We start from the raw sequence: 17830 nt of genomic DNA on the forward strand, positions 1-17830 counted from the left end.
CGGGGTGGGCGGGCGGGGTGGGGCGGGCGGGGTGGGCGGGTGGGGTGGGCGGGGTGGGCTACGGGGTTGGGCGGGTCAGGGTGGCGAGGGCGTCCAGTTGGGTGGGGTCGGAGAGGGCGGAGCCGACGGCCACCACGCGTACGCCTGCTTGCAGGAACGCGCCGGCGTTGCTGGCGTCGAGGCCGCCGGTGGCGACGAAGCGCAACTGCGGCAGCGGGCCGGCGACGGCCTTGAACCAGGCCGGGCCGAGGGAGATCGCGGGGAACGCCTTGAGCCAGGTGAGGCCGTGCCGCAGTGCCTGCTGGGCCTCGGTCGGGGTGGCCACACCGGGCAGGTGCGGCAGGCCACGCGCGGCGGCGGCATCGGCGACCGCGAGGTCCAGGCCGGGCGCGACGGTGAACCGGGCGCCCGCGTCGGCCGCCGCGGCGACCTGTTCGACGTCGAGCACGGTGCCGGCACCGACGATCCGGTCGCGCTCGGCCCCCGCCTCGACGGCGGCCCGCAGCGCCGGCACCGCGTCGGCGGTGGCCACCGGAACCTCCACCACGTCGATGCCGAGATCCCAGGCACGCTCGGCGAGCCGAACGGTCTCGGCGACCGGCAGGCCGCGCAGGATCGCCATCACCCGGGCGCCGCCGAAGATGTGGTCGAAGTCCGGTGTGGTCATGGTGCACTCCATCCGAGGTCGCGGTGGGACTGTTGCTGCTGGTCGGGTCGCAACCCGCCGGCCCGACTCAGGTCGTCGCCCCCGGGCTGGTCAGGTCGAGCGGCGACCAGGCGTCGTCGGGCGCGTCGATGAGTTTCTCGAACCAGGCCCACGGCGGGACCGGGGCGTTGTCGCCGCTGCTGGTCAACGCCTGCGCCGCGACGAGGTGACCGAGGCGCAACCGCCGCACCGGGTCGAGGCCGCGTAGCAGCCCGGCCAGGTAGCCGGCGGCGAACGCGTCTCCGGCGCCGACCGGCTCCACCACCGTCACCCGGGGCGCGGGCACGAAGACCGGTTCGGCGTCGCGGACCAGTGCGGTGGCGCCCACCGAGCCGTCCTTGACCACCACCGTCTCCGGATCGGGCAACAACTCGCGTACGGCTGTCGGGTCGGTGGTGTCCCAGAGGGTTTCCGCCTCGTCCTGCCCGACGAAGACGAGGTCGCAGCGGTTGGCGAGGTCGCGCAGCACCGGCGCGGCCTGCTCGGCGGACCACAGCCGGGCCCGGTGGTTGACGTCGAAACTGACCAACGCCTGCGCCAGCGGCCGGTCGGTCACCGCGTGCTCGACCAGCGCCCGGCAGGACGCGGAGAGCGCCGGGGTGATCCCGGACAGGTGCAGCACCCGGGCACCGGCCAGCGCCGGGTCGGCCAGCGTGGCGGGGTCCATCCGGGCGGCCGCCGACCCGGCCCGGTAGTAGTGCACGGCGGTCCCCTCCGGGCCCGGGTCCTTGACGTACAGGCCGGTGGGGGCGGCCGGGTCCACGCACACCTGGTCGACGCGGACGCCGGCGGCGGCGACGTGCCGGACGACGGCCCGACCGAAGGGGTCGTCGCCGACCCGGCTCACCCAGGTCGCCAGGTGTCCCAGGCGGGCCAGGTAACCGGCCACGTTGGACTCGGCTCCACCGACCGACACGGCGACCCGTTCGGCGCGCTCCAGCGGCTCACCCGGGGCGGGGCAGAGCACCACCATCGTCTCCCCCACCGCGGCCACCTCGATCGACGGAAGGCCGGCCGGGACGCTCGCCTGGTCAGGTCGGGGGGCGGTCGGCATCGGGCACACGTCCTCGCGGCGGGGTGCTGGGCGTCGCCGAGCCTAGGTGTCCCGCGCGGGACGGGCAACCTGTCGCGCGTCACACCTCGACGCTCAGGGCAGCGTCAGCCCGTACGCGGCCAGCACCTCCGCGATCGGCTGGTAGTAGGTGGTGCCGCCGGCGGTGCAGTTGCCGGTGCCTCCGGAGAGGATGCCGAGGATGGTGCCGGTGGCGGCCACGTAGAGCGGTCCACCGCTGTCCCCCGGCTCGGCGCAGATGTTGGTGCGGATCAGGCCGTAGATCACGCCGGTGGCGTAGTTGACGGTCTGGTTGAGACCGGTGACGGTGCCGCAGCGCACGCCGGTGGTGCTGCCGCTGCGGCACACCGCCTGACCGATGTACGCGTTGCCGGGACCGTTGATGGTCACCAGGCCGGGGTAGGTGTAGACCGCGCTCGGGTGGGCGATCCGACCGGTGTAGCGGATCAGCCCGTAGTCGTTGGTGGGGTAACTGGTGGCGGTGCGGGTGCCGAGCACTGTGGTCCGGGCGCTGTCGGCGTACCAGGTCGCGGCGGCGGTGGTGCAGTGCCCGGCGGTGATCACGTAGTAGGTGCTGCCGCTGCGCGCGTTCGCGCCGAGCGAGCAGCGCGCGCCACCGCCGCCGTAGATGCCCTGCCCGCCGGCGATCAGGGGGCGCAGCGTTCCGTGTTCGCGGCGCAGCAGCACGCCGGCCCGGTCGGTCACCGCCCGCAGTGCGGCCAGTTCGCTGGGGACCACTGTGTCGTCGACGGTGAGGGTCATCCGGCCGGTGGTGGGGTCGAGACCCCAGGCGGTGCCCGCGGTGCGTACCCCGGTCAGCGTGGCCGCCGCGTCGGCCGCGGGCGCGGCGGCCCGGTCGGGGACGGCGGCCTGCGCCGCGCCGGGCGCGACGAGCAGCAGGGTGGTCAGGACGAGGGCGGCCAGCGGGGAGCGGCGCATCCGAACCTCCGGATAGATCGAGATTGATGGATGCGATAAAGCATCGCCCGGCGCCCCGAGCCGTGGCAACCTCCGGCCGCCCTCTTCCCCGACCGGCGGGAATCGCCGATCCGGGGACGGCCCGTGTCGGGGCCGCCGATAATTCCTCGGGAGACGCGGCGGGAGGCCAGGCATGACCACCAAAGGGAATGCGGCGCTGGTACGCCGGTTGGACCAGTCGACCCGGGCAACACTGCTGGAGTTGCTCTTCGACGTGGTCTTCGTGGCCGCCCTCGCACTGACATCGAAACTGCTGTCCGAAGAGCTCTCCTGGTCCGGCGGCGCCAAGCTGCTGCTGATGCTGACCGCCGTCTGGTGGACGTGGTCGGTCACCACTACCACGACCGAGTTCTACGATCCGCAGCAACGCCCGATCCAGGCCATCCTGATGATCGCCATGGTCGGGTCGGTGGGGATGGCGGCATCGCTGCCGATGGTCAGCGTCGCGCACCTGGCGCTCTTCGTGATCTCGTACGTCGGCACGCACGTGATTCGCTGCGTCATCCTGGTCACCGCCCTGCACCGGCAGGGGCACCGGACTGCCAGGGAGCGGGCCACCCGGTTTCTCTTCTGGTTCACGGTGTCCGGCGTCTTCTGGGTCCTCGGCGCGCTGTCAGAGACTCCGAACTGGGGGCTCTGGACGATCGCCATAACGATCGACCTGGTCGCCGGGGCGGTCCGCTATCCCACACCCTGGCTGGGCCGGGTGCCGCTCGCGCAGTACGGGCGTACCACCGAGCACCTGGGCGAGCGGTACCAACAGTTCATCATCCTGGCCCTCGGCGACATCATCCTGTTGCCGACGCTGCAGGTCAGCCGGGGACATCTCGATCACCTCCGGCTCGCCTCCCTGCTCTGCGCGTTTGCCACCATGCTGCTGCTCTGGCAGATCTACGTCTTCCGCGCCGGCGAATTGTTGGTGGCGGCCGGGTCCAAGGGAAGCCGGGCAACGCGACTGGCCCCGTTCACCCATCTGGTCATGCTGGCCGGCGTGGCCAGCACTGCCGCCGCCTTCGACCTGGTCGTCACCAGGCCGACAGGAACGACGCCGGTGCCGTGGCTCGTCCTGATCATCACCGGCCCGACGCTGTTCGTGGTCGGCCGCGTCCTCTTCACCATGGCGGTGTCGTGGGTCACGCCGTGGCGGCGAGTTGCCTGGCAGCTCTTGCCGCTGCTGGTACTGCCGTGGGCCGGCGGTTGGCCGCCGGTGCTGGTAGCCACGATCGTGGCGCTCGGGTTGGCCTGTCACATCCTGTTTCCCGGAGCGGCCCGGGAGACCACGCCGGGCCCGCGGCTGCGGCAACCCGACGACTGACCCGCGCTCGCCGTGGCAACCTCCGGACGCCGCCATTCCCCGACCGGCGGGAATCGCCGATCCGGGGACGGGCCGCGCCGGCACCGCCGATAATCCTCGGAGACACGGCGGGAGGCCGCGCATGACCACCGGAGGCACCGCCGCACTGGTACGCCGGCCGGACGGTTCGACGCGGGCCACACTGCTGGAGTTGCTCTTCGACGTGGTCTTCGTGGCCTCGCTCGCGCTGACCTCGACCCTGCTCGCGGGAGTCCACAACTGGTCGGGCGCCGCGATGGTCCTGCTGATGCTGACGGCGATCTGGTGGACCTGGTCGGTCACCTCCACCACCACCGAGTTCTACGACCCGCAGCAGCGCCCCATCCAGACCATCCTGATGGTCGCCATGGTCGGGTCGGTCGGGATGGCGGCGTCGTTGCCGATGGTCTCCGACGGGCACGCGATGGTTTTCGCGATCTCCTACGTCGGCACGCACGTGATCCGCGGCATCATCCTGGTCACGACGTTGTACCGAAAGCGACATCGGGCGGCGATGGTCCGGGCCACCCGGTTCTTCTTCTGGTTCGTGGTGTCCGGCGTCTTCTGGATCACCGGCGCGGTGTCCGGCACGGTGAACTGGACCCTCTGGACCATCGCCATCACGATCGACCTGCTATCCGCCGCGGCCCGATACCCCACGCCCTGGCTGGGCCGGGTGCCCTTCGAGCAGTACGAGCGGACCACCGCGCATCTGGGCGAGCGGTACCAGCAGTTCGTCATCCTGGCCCTCGGCGACATCATCCTGGTTCCCACACTGCAGGTCAGCCGGGGCCCGCTGGCCGGGCTCCGGGTCGCCGCGCTGCTCTGCGCGTTCGCCATCATGCTGCTGCTCTGGCAGGTCTACGTCTTCCGCGCCGGCGAGCTGCTGGAGGCTGGGGCCGGGCCGAAGTCGGGCCGGCCGGCGCGGGCGGCTCCGTACACCCATCTGGTGATGCTGGCCGGGGTGGTCGCCACGGCGGCCTCGTTCGACAGGGTCGTCACCCGGCCGACCGGCACCACGCCGGTGGGGTGGCTGTTACTGATCCTGGGCGGCCCCGCGCTGTTCGTGATCGGCCGCGCCCTGTTCACCCTGCTGGTGTCCATGCTCGTGCCGTGGCGGCGAATGCTCTGCCTCCCCCTGCCGCTGCTCACGCTGCCGTGGGCCGGCCGCTGGCCGCCGCTGCTGGTCACCACGGTCGTGGCGCTCACGCTGGCGGCGCACATCCTGATTCCCGGAGCGGCCCGGGAGACCACACCGGGCCTGCGGCTGCGGCAACCCGACGACTGACCCCTGCTTGGTCAGGCGAAGTGTCGAGCGGCCCACTCGGCGAGGTCCCGGGCGCACGCGTCCACCGACTCCTGCCAGGTCCGGGCCGCACCCTCCCCCGCCTCGTCGCTGACCTGCTTGACCAGCCGGCACGGCACGCCGGCCTGCGCCGCGGCCCAGGCCACCGCGTACCCCTCCATGTCGACCAGGTCGGCGCGCTGCGCCAACCGGTCCCGCTGCGCGTCGTCGGCCACGAAGGTGTCACCGGTGGCCAACACCGCGCCCTCGGCGGCCAGCGACAGCGGCGCCCCGTAGGTCTCGCCGGTGAGCGTGCGCAGCAGGTCGGTGTCCAGGTCGTGCTGGAGCACGGTGGCGACCTCGTGGATGCCGGCCAACCCGGGGCGCAACGCGCCCGCCGTACCCAGGTTGAGCAGCAGGGCGGGGCGCGGCCCGGCGGCCAGCACCGCGGCCACCGCGCTGGCGGCGTTCACCTTGCCCATGCCGGTGAGCAGGACCGGCAGCTCGGGCGGCAGGTAGCGGGCCTCCTCCCCCACGGCAAGAACCACCAACGGACGATCGGCGCGGACCGTGCCTCGAAGACTCACCGGAGCATCGTACGAGCCGACCGGTGGGCCGTTGACGTCAGTCGTCGGCGAAGCGGTACAGCACGAAGTCCTTGTCCGCGCCACAGGCGATCACGTGGGTGTTCCACGAGCAGGACGAGCTGCGCACGTCCTTCAGCTCGCCCAACTCGTCGACCTCCCCGGACTCGGCCCACACCCCGGCCAGCACCCGGTTGTCCGCGACCACGCTGGGTGCCTTGGCGAAGACCAGCAGGTTGCCGGCGTCCAGGCGGACCGCCACCCCGCCCCGGTCCCGCAGCACCGGCTTCCCGGCAACGTCGAAGACCGTGACGGTCGGCTCCGGGGACTCCCGCTGGGCGAGCACCTGCTCACCCAACGGAATCAGGCCGGTCACGCCCGGCGCCGACCACTTGACCATGCGCTCACCCTCGGTGGCCGCCACCACCTCGGTGCGCGCGGCGTCGTTGTCCGGCACCTGCAACAGGCAGGCCCGCCGCTCACCGCAGGCCACCAGCTCCTTCGGGCGGTACTCGTCGTTGCCGGAACGGTGCAGCACCACCGGCTCGGCGTCGGAGCCCAGGTCGTACGCGAGCAACTGGTAACCACCCTCGTTGGCGGCCACGTACAGGCGGTCCTCGTGGGCGACCACCAGGTCGTCGAGGTCGGCGACGCTGCCCCACTGGCGCAGCACCGCGCCGGATGCCATGTCGAGCAGCCGTATCGACCGGTCCGCACCCACCTGGATCAGTCGCCGCCCCTTGCTCGCCCACGGGTTGCGCGGCGTGCCGTCGAGGAAGGCCGGCCCGCCCGCCGCCGCGTCGGTGCCGACCGGCCGGACCACGGTACGGCCACCGGCGTACTGGCCACGGGGGTTGGGCTTCGTCCACTTCGCCGAGCCGTTGGTCAGGCGCAGGCCGACCAGTTGGTCCGCGGCCCGGTCCACCAGTACCGCCGTGTCGTCGGCGAAGTAGACGTCGTCGTCACCACGCAGAACGCGCTGCCAGCGCTGCTCGCCGGTACGACCGTCGAGGACGGCCAGCGGTCGGGGGGTGCTGTCGCCCGGTGCGTCGGCGAGGACCGCGACCGCCCCGGGGACAGCGATGATCGTCTCCCAGTCGTCGGCCCGCACGTCGGTCTGCTCGCGCCACAACTCGCGGCCGTTGCCCGCGTCGACGGCCACCACTTCCAGCCGGTCGTCGGGCAGGGGGAACGCCAGGTAGGCCCGGTCGTCGAGCACCGCTGTCCACATGTCGCCCGGCCGTTCGGGGCCGGCCGACAGGCGGGACAGCTCGCGCAGCGAGTCGAACTTCAGATCCGGGTAGCGGTCCCGGGTCAGGTAGAGCGTGGCCGCGGTGGCCACCCCGACCAGGGCCAGCACCACGCCGAGCACCACCCAGCGCGCCCGCCGCCAGCGGGTCGCGCCGCCGGGCGGGGTCGGGGTGGCGCCGGCCAGGCCGGGCCCGGGGGGCGGGCCCGCCGGCGGGGTCGATCCCGGCCAGGGCTGCGACGGTACGACCGGCGCGGGGGCTCCGGCCGGGGCGGGCGGGCTCACCGGCGCTGGCGGTGGTGGTGCGAGCGGCGCGCCCGCGTACGCCGGGGCGTGCAGCGGCTTGCGCAGCGGCAGGTCGGTCAGGGCGCCCTCGGCCACCGGCAACTCGGGCTGGTCCAGCACGGTCGGCGCGATCCCCAGCTCGGCATGCAGCATGCGGGCCACCAGCGGGATCCGTGACGACCCGCCCACGAGGAACAACCCGTCGAGCTGATCGGGTCTGAGGCCGGCGGCGGCGATGACCTCCCGGGCCCGCTGCACCGCCCGGCGCAGCAGCGGCGTGGCCACCCGCTCGACGTCCGCCCGGGTCAGCTGGATCGTCTCGGCCACTCCCGGCACCGCGACCGGGGCGACCGCGGACCGGGACAGGGTCTCCTTCGCACCGCGTACCTCGTCCCAGAGCCGGACCTGGTCGCGGCGCTGCGCCGGATCCGCCGGTCGGGTGAGCCGGGCCCACTGCGCGGCGTGCCGCTCACCGACCAACTCGCCGACCCGCCGCACCAGCGCGGCGTCGAGGTCCAGACCGCCCAGGTCGGGCAGGCCACCGTCGGCGACCACGCTGAAGCCGGAGTCACCCCAGGGGTCCGCGCCCTCGTTGCGCAGCACCGCGACGTCGAGCGTCCCGCCACCGAAGTCGAAGACCGCGATCGCACCGCCGACCGGCACCGGACGGTGCAGCACCTGCGTGTAGTAGCGGGCGGCGGCCACCGGCTCCCGCAGCAGCCGGGTGCCTGGCGGTGTCGGCCCGGCGAGGGTGTGCTCGACCGCCTGCGGCCAGCCCGCCCGAAGCAGCGCGTCGGCGAGGACCTGACGCCGCGTCGCGTCCCAGGCGGCCGGGCAGGTGACCACGGCCGGCGGCAGGAAACCCACAGCGCCCACCGCCGCCCGGCCGACCGCCGCCAGCACTGCGGCGAGCAGGTCGGCCGGCGGGTACGCGCGGTCGCCGAGCTGCACGGTCGACTCGTCCACCCGACGCTTCGGGTTCGCCTCGAACCGGGCCGGGTCTGCCTGCGCCAACCGGCGGGCGTCCCAGCCGGTGTGCAGGGTGCCGTCCGGGTCGGCGTAGACGGCGGACGGACTGAGCGGTTGACCGTCCATCAGCAGCGGACGGGTCCGCCCGTCGGGCCAGCGCAGCACCGCGACCGTGTTGGACGTGCCGAGGTCGATGCCGAGAGCGAAACCCTCGTGCTGGCCTGCCATTGCCCGATACCTCCGCCGCGACGAGGGGAACTCGACCCCGCATCGTACGCAGGCCCCGCCGCACTGCTGATCACTCGGTCCGGGGTGGTCGGTGGCGTCCGGTCAGTGGGTGGAGTGGACGCCCACCACCTCGTCCTCGCTGGTCTCCCCGGTCAGCCGGAACCCGAGCTTCAGGTAGAACTGCTCCGGGCCGTCCGGCCCCGGCTTCCACGTCGTGTAGACGCGATCGTGCCCACGTCGGTGGGCCTCGTCGCGGACGGCCTGTACCGCGAAGCGGCCGTACCCCCGGCCCTGGTGCTCGGCGGCGATGTTCAGCCGCCACAGCCCCGAGCGCAGGTCGTCCGGTTGGGCCGGATCCCACACGATGTCGAAGAAGCCCATCAGGAAGCCGACGATCTCGTCATCCTCGACGATCAGACGCGGCCACGCGATCTCGGGCTGCGCGTACGCCTCGGCGAGCGACCAGGCGACCGGAGACGAGAACTTCTCCTGGTCGGGCCGCACGCTCACCCGGCACGCGGCCTCCACATTGTCCTGAGTGACCTTCACCAGTCGTGGCACGCCGGCCACCCTACCGAGCCGGGCCGTGCAACAGGCCGTCGAGCAGCCCGCGCAGGCCGAACTGGAACCAGGTGTCCAGGTCGGTGTCGGGTCTGGTCTGCCCGGCCGCAGCCAGCCACTGTCGGTCCCGGGTACGGCCGGTTCGCTCCAGCCGGGTGACCGTCGCCGACCACCAGGCGTGGTAGGTGGTGTCCCCGGGGTCACGCCGGATGAGCAGGGCCATCCCCTGGATGTAGCCGCTGAGCGCCAGGTAGGCGCGGAACGCCTCGGCCGGGTCGTATCCGGCGCTGGTGAATGCCGCGACCACCCGGTCGACCATGGCGAGTACCGCCGGCCCGGTCGGCGGTCGGTCGGTGGCGAGGATGGCCAGCAGCCAGGGATGGCGGCGGTACATCGCCCACTCGTGCCCGGCCAACCGTTCGAGCCGTTGGCGCGGATCACGCGGTAGTGGTGCGGTGCCGGGCGGGCGGGTGGCGGTGATCTGCTCGGCCATCGCGGCGAGGAGGTCGGCCCGGTTCCGGACGTGCCGGTACACGGCGTGGGCGGGCAGGCCGCCGCGTTGGGCGAGGACCCGCAGGGAGACGGCGTCCAGGCCGCCGGCGTCCGCCAGCTCGACCGCGAGGGAGACCAACCGGTGACGCGGGTCGCCGCCGGTCGGCGCGGGCAGGTCCTGAATCCGACGCAGGGTGCTGGTGGGGCCGTGCTCACGACGCCTGCGGTACGCGCGGGCCTGGCAGCGCCGGGAGCAGTAGCGGCGCGGGCGCCCCCGGCCGGTGCCGACGGGCAGGTTCGCCTGGCACTCGACACACCGGGCATTAAGCACGCCGCCTCCGGTTTCGTCACGGCACTCCGTGTGACGAAAGTACTGCACGTCGTCCGACCGGCGGCGACAGGATCGGCGGCATGAATCCGCCCAGCCGCAGAGATCTGCTCCGCGTCTGCGCAGTCGCCTCCGCCACCCCGGAGCCGACGGGCCGGCACAGCGGTGCTATTTGACAGAGACACGGCGAGCTTTCGTTTCTCACCAGTCAAGGAAGACGTACGGCTCCCCACAGGCTCAACCAGACAAGCGCGACTACCGCTCACCCTTGGAAGGTAAGCGGTAGCAGCGCTGATCAGCTAGAGCAAAGCCGACCGTTCAGCAGGGCTTGACCTTGAAGACGGGCGTCCAGTTGTAGCTAAGGCTGCTGGAGTAGGCGCCAGGCGTCGAGTAAATCACGCCACCGGAAGCATTGATGAATTTGGCAACCGTGCCTCTGGTTTGATTGTTGCGCCAGGACCCGTAACCAGTCCACGGCATATTGTAGGTTCCGCAGTTGTACCATTCAAGCTCGTCGCCGGAGAAACCAGTGGAGCGGAACGCGCAGAACCAGCCATTGTACTGATCATCCAAGCACCGACTGGCAAGCGCCACACTGGTCGGGGCGTTGACAAAATCCCTCGGGTGCGCCTCGCCAGGGAGAGCGACCTTGAGCTTGCCATTATTGATCTCGATCTCGTTGAGCGAGATTTGCTTCCCGCCAGTCTTCTGAAGGTATGCGTCAACCTTCTCCTGGAGAGTTTCCGCCTGTCGTTCAGAGAGTTTTCCGGCCCGCGCCTGGCTTGCAAACGAGTTGCCATCGAATCTGCTGCTTGACTCGGCATGAGCGGGTGCCGTGCCGATCACTGAAACAGTAATCATCATGGCCAGAGCAGTTAAGACACTTCGAGCTCGCAAGACAGTCTCCCCGATTTAGAAATGGACAACGGGCTGCGCAACAAAGCAGGCGATGCATAGTGGCATCTCCATGCATAAATTTCTATCACATTGGGGGTGTTCCAAGCAAGGACCAAGCAGCGGGAGGAAATGACTCAGCGTAGTTCTGCAAAGCCAGCGGCGCCGGAATCGAGTAAGGAAGCACGAAGATGCTAGATGGAAACACTCATCGGGAGGGTCCCGCGTCTCGTGGTGTCGCGAGGACTTACCACTCCTGCGCCTCTCGCTTCCGCTCCGCCCGAGACCCCCGCCATCCTCCCCTGGCGCCCGGGGCGTCAGGTCGGGCCGTACCGATCGGTCCCTGCGGCGCGGAGCAGCCTGAGCTGACCGATCTCCGCGACGTTCTTCATCAGCTCCGAGTTGACCCAACCGATCGTGTGCGTGACGGTGTGGTCGGTCCCGTCCGGCCAGGGGTACGTCGAGATGCGGTCGAGGTCGCTGTCGCCGAGCCGGTCGAGCAGACCGAGCCATTCGGTGCGCAGGCCCCGCAGCCAGGCGACGCTGGGCTCGCCCGCGCCCGGCCAGACAACGGCCGTGCGCTGCCGCGCTGATCCATCCCGAAGATGGTCCATCGCCACGGTCCACCACCAGCCGACGTGCCAGGTGAGCCAGCCGATCGTCGGCACCGGGACCGGGTCGGGTTCGGTGTCGGCCCAGTCCGGCGTCCAGGTGCCGTCGGTGCTCTGCCGCACCGACCAGCAGTGGTCGGCCGGCTCCCAGAGAAAGTCCGAGGGTTCGAGTCGCTCAAGGTGGTACTCGAACAGCGACCACGTCAGGTCGAACTGCCAGCGCAGCAAAGTCAGGCTCGGTACGGACATCCGGAAATCCTGTCCGAACCTACCCCCACCGTCCACAAAATAACCCCACACCCACCCACCCACCCGCCCACCCACCCACCCACCCACTCGGGTTGATCATGAGGTTGGCGGGTTCTACGGAGATCGAATTCCCCGCCAACCTCATGATCAACCGTTAGCCGCGGGCGGGGTCGGTGGGGCAGAGGTCGGAGAGGGCGTAGCGGAGCAGGACCACGTCGCCGATCTGGCGGGCCTCGGCCAGGCGGGCGCGGCGACCCGGGTGCCAGGGGAAGCGACCCTCGCCCACGAACCGGGGTGCCCGGCCGTCACCGACGAAGAACGGGGCGACCACCAGGTGCAGTTCGTCGGCGAGACCGGCGGCGAGGAACTGGGCGTGCACCGTCCCGCCGCCCTCCACCATCAACCGCTGTACACCCCGGGCGGCCAGGTCGGTCAACATCCAGCTCGGGTCGACGGGCTCACCCGCGTCGACGACGGTGGCCAGTCGGCCGATCCGCTCCTCGGTCTTCTCCAGCGCGCCGGTGGCGCAGTAGACGAGCCGGGCCGAATCACCGGCGGTGAAGAAGCGGGCGGTCGGGTCGAGGTCGCCCTGGCCGGTCAGGGTGACCTTGGTGGGCGACGCCGGCCGACCGGCCGCCACCCGCTCGGCCCGGCGGCTCGGCGAGCGCACCAGCAGCCGAGGGTCGTCTCGTCGGACGGTGCCGGCCCCGACCAGAATGGCGTCGCAGCTGGCCCGAACCGCGTCGACGCGGTCCAGATCCTCCTCGTTGGACAGCAGTAACCGCTGCTCGGAGGCGTCGTCGATGTACCCGTCGATGGAGGCGGCACAACTCAGCAGCACGTACGGCCGCGTCGGCCCCGGCCGGCAGCTCATCGGGAGACGGGCCGCTCAGGAGCACGGCCCGCGAGCGCATCCGCCGCCTCGGCCGCCTCGACCTCCGCCGCCTTGGCCGCCTTGGCTGCCAGGTAGTCGGCGTTGGCCGGCGAGAGGAAGACGCTGGTGAGCACCCGTTCGGCCACGTCCACGCCCAGCCGGGTCAACTGCTCGGCCTTGTCCGGGTTGCTGCTCAGCAGTCGGACCCGCGGCACGCCCAACGTGGCCAGCATCTGCGCGGCGGCGGTGTAGTCCCGCTCGTCCTCGCCACGGCCCAACGCGACGTTGGCCTGGTAGGTGTCCAACCCGGCGTCCTGCAACGCGTACGCGTCGAGTTTGGCGTACAGGCCGATGCCCCGGCCCTCCTGTCGCAGGTAGAGCAGGAAACCGCCGGTCTCGGCGATTCGCTGCACCGCCTCGCGCAGTTGCGGGCCGCAGTCGCAGCGTTGGCTGCCGAACACGTCGCCGGTCAGGCACTCGCTGTGCGGACGGACCAGCGGGGCTTCTCCCCCGACGGCGAGCCGGTCCAGGGCGCCGGCCCAGTCGCCGAGGCCGAGGGCCAGGTGCTCCCGGCCGTCCACCAGGCCCTTGAACGTGAACACCCGGGCGGTCGTGGTGTAGCCGTCCGGGAACACCAGCGGCACCGTGACCTGGGTGCGGATCGTGGCAATCGGCAATGCTTCGGGCATGGGACTCCTTTGTCCGGCGCCGCCGCCGTCCGGCGACGCGTACCGTCTCACAACCGACTCAACAGTCGCCGCCGGAGGCGGCTTCCCGGGCGGCGACCGGAATTCGACGTCGACGGGCCAGCAGCACGGCAGCCCCGGGCAGGCTGGCCACCAGGATCAGTGCGCCGTAGACGGTGGCGGTGGCGACGCCCTCGGCCGCGCTGAGGCCGGCCGCGCCGAACACCCATGCCGCCACCCCCTCGCGCGGCCCGAAACCGGCCACGTTCAACGGTAGACCCATCGCGAGCAGGGCGAGCAACGTCAACGGCAGCAGGCGGGACAGCGGAGCGTCCGATCCGGCGGTGCGCGCCGCCACCAGGAAGGTGGCCAGGTGACCGGCGACCATCACGGCCGAGGCGACCAGCACACCGAACCAGGTTCGCCGCGCCAGCAGCCCCGACCGTACGTCCGCCACTGCGGTGCGCAGTGCCGTCGCCCAGCGCGACCCGCCACCGTTCGGAAGGACCCGGGCCAACAGCACGACGGCCAGCCCACCGGCGACGAGCAGCGCGGCGGCGACCGGCAGGTACGGCCGTACCGGGGACGGGAAGGCGGCGAGCACCACCAGCGCGACCCCGACCAGGACCACCTGCCCGGCGGCACGTTCCCAGACCACCGCGCGGATGCCCCGGCTGACGTCACCGGCGTCGCGGCCGTGGCGTACCGCGCGGTGCACGTCGCCGAGCACCCCGCCGGGCAGTGTGGCGTTGAGGAAAACGGCCCGGTAGCAGTGCGCCACAGCGGTCGCCAGTGGCAGGCGTACGCCGAGGCCGCCGGCGACCAGGCTCCACCGCCACGCCGCGCAGACCGTGGTGAGCACCCCGATGACCAGCGCCGCAGCCAACGCCGGCGCGTCGATCAGTCGCACTCCGGCGAGGAACGGGCCGGTGCCCACCTGCCACAGCAGGACGGCGAGCAGACCCACCCCGCCGACCACTCGTGCCCAGGCCCAGAACATCGGCGCCGGCCCTCCCCTTTGAAGATCGTCCACTTGCCCTAGTGCACGTACCCAGGGCGTGAACGGTTCATCCACCGGCGAGGAGGTCAGTGTGTTCGACCAGCACTGTGAGCCGGCCGGCCGCCGCGTCGGCCAGCCGACGGCGGGCATACTCCTGGGCGGGTCCGGCCAGGTCCGGGCGCTGCTCGCAGGCGGCCCCGAGCCATCCTCGGAACCATTCGGCGGTCAGGTCGGCCTGCTCCGGGCCGAGACGCCACGGGCTGGGCCGTTCCCGCACGTCGACGCCGCGCCGGGCGAACGCGGCGGCGGTGGCGGCGACGGCATCGGGGCCGAGCAGCCGCCGGCCCTCGACGGTACGCCGCTGGTGGTCGTTGAACGCGGCCTCGACCGCCTCGTCGAGCGGGTCGGCCGGGGTGAACCGGACCCGCCCGGTCACCGAGATGGCGAACAGGGCTGGTCGGCCGACGCAGGCGGCCGCCACCCGTTCGATCTCCTCCGCGCTGAGCATGTCCAACAGCGCGGACGCGGTGACCAGGGAACCGTCGGCGAGGTCGGCGGCGGTCAGCCGGGTGAGGTCGCCGCAGCGGGTGTGGACGGTGACCGGGGCGCCGTCGGCGGCGGTCACACCCCTCATGCCCTCGGCGGCCCGGGCCAACAGGTCGGCGTCCCGGTCGTGCAGCACCCAGTGCTGTGGTCCGGGCAGTCGGGTGGCCAGCCAACGACTCATCGACCCGGTTCCGCTACCCAGGTCGTGGATCACCGTCGGGGCGTCCCCCGTCAGCCGGGCCCGGACGGCATCCAGCAGGTCCTCGGCGCGGGCCGCCGCGTCGGCCGGCTCACGCAACCGCAGCCAGTCGGCGAACGGCAGGGTCTCCTCGGCGGTCATTCCGCCACCTCCTTCAGCACGCCGGCCAGCAACGCGGTGGTCACCGGCCAGTCGGTCAGGGTGTCGCGCCGGGCGAGAGCGGCACGCCGCAGCCGGGCGCGCAGCGCGTCGTCATCGAGCCAGCGGATCAGCGCGGCGGCCAGCGCCGCCGGGTCACCCGGTGGGACCAGCAGTCCCGGACGCTCACCGCCGGGCGCGTGACCGAGCGCCTCCGGCAGCCCGCCCGCGTCGGTGGTCAACACCGGCAGACCGCGGGCCAGCGCCTCGGTGACGACCATGCCGTACGTCTCGCCTCTCGACGGCAGCACCAGCAGGTCGGCGGCGGCGTACGCGTCGTCCAACGCCGCGCCGGTCAGCGGGCCGACCAGCCGCACCCGCTCGGTGAGGCCGGCTCCGGTCAACCGGTCGCGCAGCCGGTGCACGAGATCCGGTTCCCGGGCCAGGGTGCCCGCACAGACCATCGTCCAGGACCGGCCGACCAGCGTGGCCAACGCGTCGACCAGCACGTCGTACCCCTTGTGGTGGGTGACCGCCGCGACGCAGAGCAACCGGTCGCCGGCCACCGAGCCGGCTGCGGGCGGCGCGGGCCGCACCCCGGGCGGCGCGGCCCGGACCCGGCCGGCCAGGGCCGGGTGGCGGGCCAGCAGTGCGCGGCGGGTCCAAACGCTGGTGGTGACGACGGCCCGGGCGGTGGCCAGGGCGCGGGCCTCCGGCTCGTCGTCCAATGGAAGGTGCACCAGGAGCACCAGGCGCAGCCGACGGGCGTGCGGGGCGAGCAGGTCCGGCACGGCCGAGCCGATCAGGCCGTCGACCAGCACCACGGCGTCGTCGGGCGCGGCGGCGAGCACCCCGCCCAGCGCCGCCCGGTCGGCCGGGCCGGGGTGCGGCCACGCGCCGGGCACCGGGTGCTCGTGCACCGACCAGCCGCGCTCGCCCAGCCCCGCGCAGATCCGCCGGTCGTAGGAGTTGCCGCCGCTGGGCGAGGCCGGATCGTCGATGTCACCGGGCAGGACGACGTGCACCGCCCGGCCCGCATCGGTCACAACGACCGCTCGTAGCTCGCCCAGGCGATGTGCGACTCGTGCAGGGTGACCGTGATGCCGGCCAGGTCGCGCGCCCCCGCGCCCAGCTCACCGGCGTGCACCCGCTCGACCAGCCGGTCCGCGACAGTGCGGGCCAGCACCTCCGTGGTGGTGTTCACCCCGGCGAAGGCCGCCTCGTCGTCGAGGTTGCGGTAGGTCAGCTCGCTCAGCACGGCCCGCAGCTGCTCGGTGGCCAGGCCGATGTCCACCACGATCCCGTCGGCGTCCAGGTCGGGCCGGCGGAACGTCGCGTCCACCACGAACGTCGCGCCGTGCAGGCGTTGGGCGGGCCCGAAGACCTCGCCTCGGAAACTGTGGGCGATCATCATGTGGTCCCGAACGGTGACGCTGAACACGGTCACTCCCCGTCGTCGTAGGTGATGAGGTGGCAGAGGGCGGGCAGGTCACCCGAGCTGAGTCGGGCGAGCACGTCGGGCAGCTCCGCGAACCGGGACGCGCCGGTGATCAAGGCGTCGAAGGCCGGGTCGTCGAGCAGGTCCAGGGCGAGCGCCAGCCGGTCGGCGTAGCTGCGTCGCCCCCGTCGGGCGGGTGCCACCATGCCGACCTGGCTGCTGCGCACGGTGAGTCGACGGGAGTGGAACGCGCCGCCCAGCGACACCTGCACGGGGCGGTCGCCGTACCAGCTCAGCTCGATGACGGTGCCCTCCGGGGCGAGCAGATCCAGCGACTGTTGCAGGCCGGCGGCGGTGGCGCTGGCGTGCACGACCAGGTCACGGTCGCCGCGGGCGTCGGCCGGGTTGGCGAAGTCGACGCCGAGCGCCCCGGCCACGCCGGCCCGGCGCGCGTCGGTGTCGACCAGCTCGACCTGCACGCCGGGGAACCGGGCGAGCAGCGCCGCGACGCAGCAGCCCACCATGCCGGCGCCGATCACGGTGACCCGGTCACCGACCAGCGGCGCCGCGTCCCACAGCGCGTTGACGGCGGTCTCCACCGTGCCGGCGAGCACCGCCCGGGCGGCCGGCACCCCCTCCGGCACGGGCACCACGGCGGTGGCGGGCACGACGTACGCGCTCTGGTGCGGGTGCAGGCAGAAGACCGTCCGCCCGAGCAGCTCCGGCGGGCCCTGTTCGACCACGCCGACGCTGAGGTAGCCGTACTTCACCGGGCCGGGGAAGTCACCCTCCTGAAAGGGCGCGCGCATCGCGGCGCGCTGGTCGGCGGGCACCCGACCGGTGAAGACCAGCGTCTCGGTGCCCCGGCTGACCCCGGAGTACCGGGCCCGGACCAGCACCTCGTCGGGGCCGGGGGCGGTCAGCGACACCGGCCGGATCTCGGCCGCGCCGGGTTCGCGCACCCAGCAGGCGTACGCCTCGCGGATCACCGTCGCGCACCTCACCTCGTGTTCTGGGCCGAACGGCCAGGCTTCCGTGCCCCGGTCGGGGTCGTCGATCATAAACACGGAGGCGAGGTGTCCACAGTTCGAAGTGCTGCCGAGCGCTGACCGCGGGTGTGCGCGT

At 72.4% G+C, this 17830-nt stretch carries 18 protein-coding genes; 2 read left to right on the plus strand and 16 right to left on the minus strand.

Annotated elements, in window-relative coordinates:
* Positions 1 to 58: 58 nt before the first annotated feature.
* The 3 genes from ACFYP0_RS03545 to ACFYP0_RS03555 form a co-directional block, all read right to left on the minus strand.
* Entirely contained in the window at positions 59 to 667 is a 609-nt protein-coding gene (locus ACFYP0_RS03545; protein WP_112673665.1) for a bifunctional 4-hydroxy-2-oxoglutarate aldolase/2-dehydro-3-deoxy-phosphogluconate aldolase, read from the minus strand.
* 67 nt (positions 668 to 734) lie between these two features.
* On the minus strand, positions 735 to 1760 hold the full coding sequence (locus ACFYP0_RS03550; protein ID WP_355497870.1) for a sugar kinase: 1026 nt from the start codon (positions 1758 to 1760) through the stop codon (positions 735 to 737).
* A 93-nt stretch (positions 1761 to 1853) separates the two neighbouring features.
* Entirely contained in the window at positions 1854 to 2717 is an 864-nt protein-coding gene (locus tag ACFYP0_RS03555; RefSeq protein ID WP_355497867.1) for a S1 family peptidase, read from the minus strand.
* A gap of 172 nt (positions 2718 to 2889) precedes the next feature.
* On the opposite strand from ACFYP0_RS03555, the gene ACFYP0_RS03560 reads away from it, so the two are divergent.
* Both ACFYP0_RS03560 and ACFYP0_RS03565 read left to right on the plus strand, forming a co-directional pair.
* Positions 2890 to 4071 carry a low temperature requirement protein A gene (locus ACFYP0_RS03560; RefSeq protein WP_355497864.1) on the plus strand — a complete coding sequence of 394 codons (1182 nt, stop codon included), beginning with the start codon at positions 2890 to 2892 and terminating at the stop codon, positions 4069 to 4071.
* A gap of 121 nt (positions 4072 to 4192) precedes the next feature.
* A complete protein-coding gene (locus ACFYP0_RS03565; protein WP_355497862.1) occupies positions 4193 to 5377 on the plus strand; it encodes a low temperature requirement protein A in 1185 nt (394 codons plus the stop codon).
* An 11-nt stretch (positions 5378 to 5388) separates the two neighbouring features.
* Here the strand turns inward: ACFYP0_RS03565 and ACFYP0_RS03570 are convergent, their stop codons facing one another.
* From ACFYP0_RS03570 to ACFYP0_RS03630, 13 genes are all read right to left on the minus strand, one after another.
* Positions 5389 to 5961, minus strand: coding sequence for a nucleosidase (locus ACFYP0_RS03570; RefSeq protein ID WP_124861875.1), 573 nt, complete (start codon positions 5959 to 5961; stop codon positions 5389 to 5391).
* A 37-nt stretch (positions 5962 to 5998) separates the two neighbouring features.
* On the minus strand, positions 5999 to 8689 hold the full coding sequence (locus ACFYP0_RS03575; protein WP_355497859.1) for an Hsp70 family protein: 2691 nt from the start codon (positions 8687 to 8689) through the stop codon (positions 5999 to 6001).
* A 102-nt stretch (positions 8690 to 8791) separates the two neighbouring features.
* Positions 8792 to 9250 carry a GNAT family N-acetyltransferase gene (locus ACFYP0_RS03580; protein ID WP_355497856.1) on the minus strand — a complete coding sequence of 153 codons (459 nt, stop codon included), beginning with the start codon at positions 9248 to 9250 and terminating at the stop codon, positions 8792 to 8794.
* A 10-nt stretch (positions 9251 to 9260) separates the two neighbouring features.
* The gene (locus ACFYP0_RS03585) at positions 9261 to 10073 is read right to left on the minus strand and encodes a TetR/AcrR family transcriptional regulator (protein ID WP_356978507.1); all 813 of its coding nucleotides are present in this window, start codon (positions 10071 to 10073) and stop codon (positions 9261 to 9263) included.
* Between the two features lie 315 nt (positions 10074 to 10388).
* The gene (locus tag ACFYP0_RS03590) at positions 10389 to 10934 is read right to left on the minus strand and encodes a hypothetical protein (protein ID WP_356978509.1); all 546 of its coding nucleotides are present in this window, start codon (positions 10932 to 10934) and stop codon (positions 10389 to 10391) included.
* 347 nt (positions 10935 to 11281) lie between these two features.
* Positions 11282 to 11824, minus strand: coding sequence for a DinB family protein (locus ACFYP0_RS03595; RefSeq protein WP_356978511.1), 543 nt, complete (start codon positions 11822 to 11824; stop codon positions 11282 to 11284).
* Between the two features lie 154 nt (positions 11825 to 11978).
* The gene (locus ACFYP0_RS03600; RefSeq protein WP_355497848.1) at positions 11979 to 12698 is read right to left on the minus strand and encodes a RibD family protein; all 720 of its coding nucleotides are present in this window, start codon (positions 12696 to 12698) and stop codon (positions 11979 to 11981) included.
* A complete protein-coding gene (locus tag ACFYP0_RS03605; protein ID WP_124858438.1) occupies positions 12695 to 13387 on the minus strand; it encodes a GTP cyclohydrolase II in 693 nt (230 codons plus the stop codon). Before ACFYP0_RS03605 ends, ACFYP0_RS03600 begins: the two co-directional genes overlap by 4 nt.
* Positions 13388 to 13445: 58 nt before the next feature.
* Positions 13446 to 14384, minus strand: a complete 939-nt coding sequence (locus ACFYP0_RS03610) for a lysylphosphatidylglycerol synthase transmembrane domain-containing protein (protein WP_355497845.1) — start codon at positions 14382 to 14384, stop codon at positions 13446 to 13448.
* 67 nt (positions 14385 to 14451) lie between these two features.
* Positions 14452 to 15270, minus strand: coding sequence for a class I SAM-dependent methyltransferase (locus ACFYP0_RS03615; protein WP_355497842.1), 819 nt, complete (start codon positions 15268 to 15270; stop codon positions 14452 to 14454).
* Positions 15267 to 16313, minus strand: coding sequence for a glycosyltransferase family 4 protein (locus ACFYP0_RS03620; RefSeq protein ID WP_355497839.1), 1047 nt, complete (start codon positions 16311 to 16313; stop codon positions 15267 to 15269). Before ACFYP0_RS03620 ends, ACFYP0_RS03615 begins: the two co-directional genes overlap by 4 nt.
* Complete coding sequence (locus tag ACFYP0_RS03625) at positions 16310 to 16708, minus strand: 6-pyruvoyl trahydropterin synthase family protein (protein WP_112623286.1); 399 nt, start codon at positions 16706 to 16708, stop codon at positions 16310 to 16312. Before ACFYP0_RS03625 ends, ACFYP0_RS03620 begins: the two co-directional genes overlap by 4 nt.
* 2 nt (positions 16709 to 16710) lie before the next feature.
* Positions 16711 to 17694, minus strand: coding sequence for a zinc-dependent alcohol dehydrogenase (locus ACFYP0_RS03630; RefSeq protein WP_356978586.1), 984 nt, complete (start codon positions 17692 to 17694; stop codon positions 16711 to 16713).
* Between the last annotated feature and the right edge of the window lie 136 nt (positions 17695 to 17830).

The organism is Micromonospora arida (assembly GCF_042873195.1).
In the GTDB taxonomy this organism is placed as follows: domain Bacteria; phylum Actinomycetota; class Actinomycetes; order Mycobacteriales; family Micromonosporaceae; genus Micromonospora; species Micromonospora arida.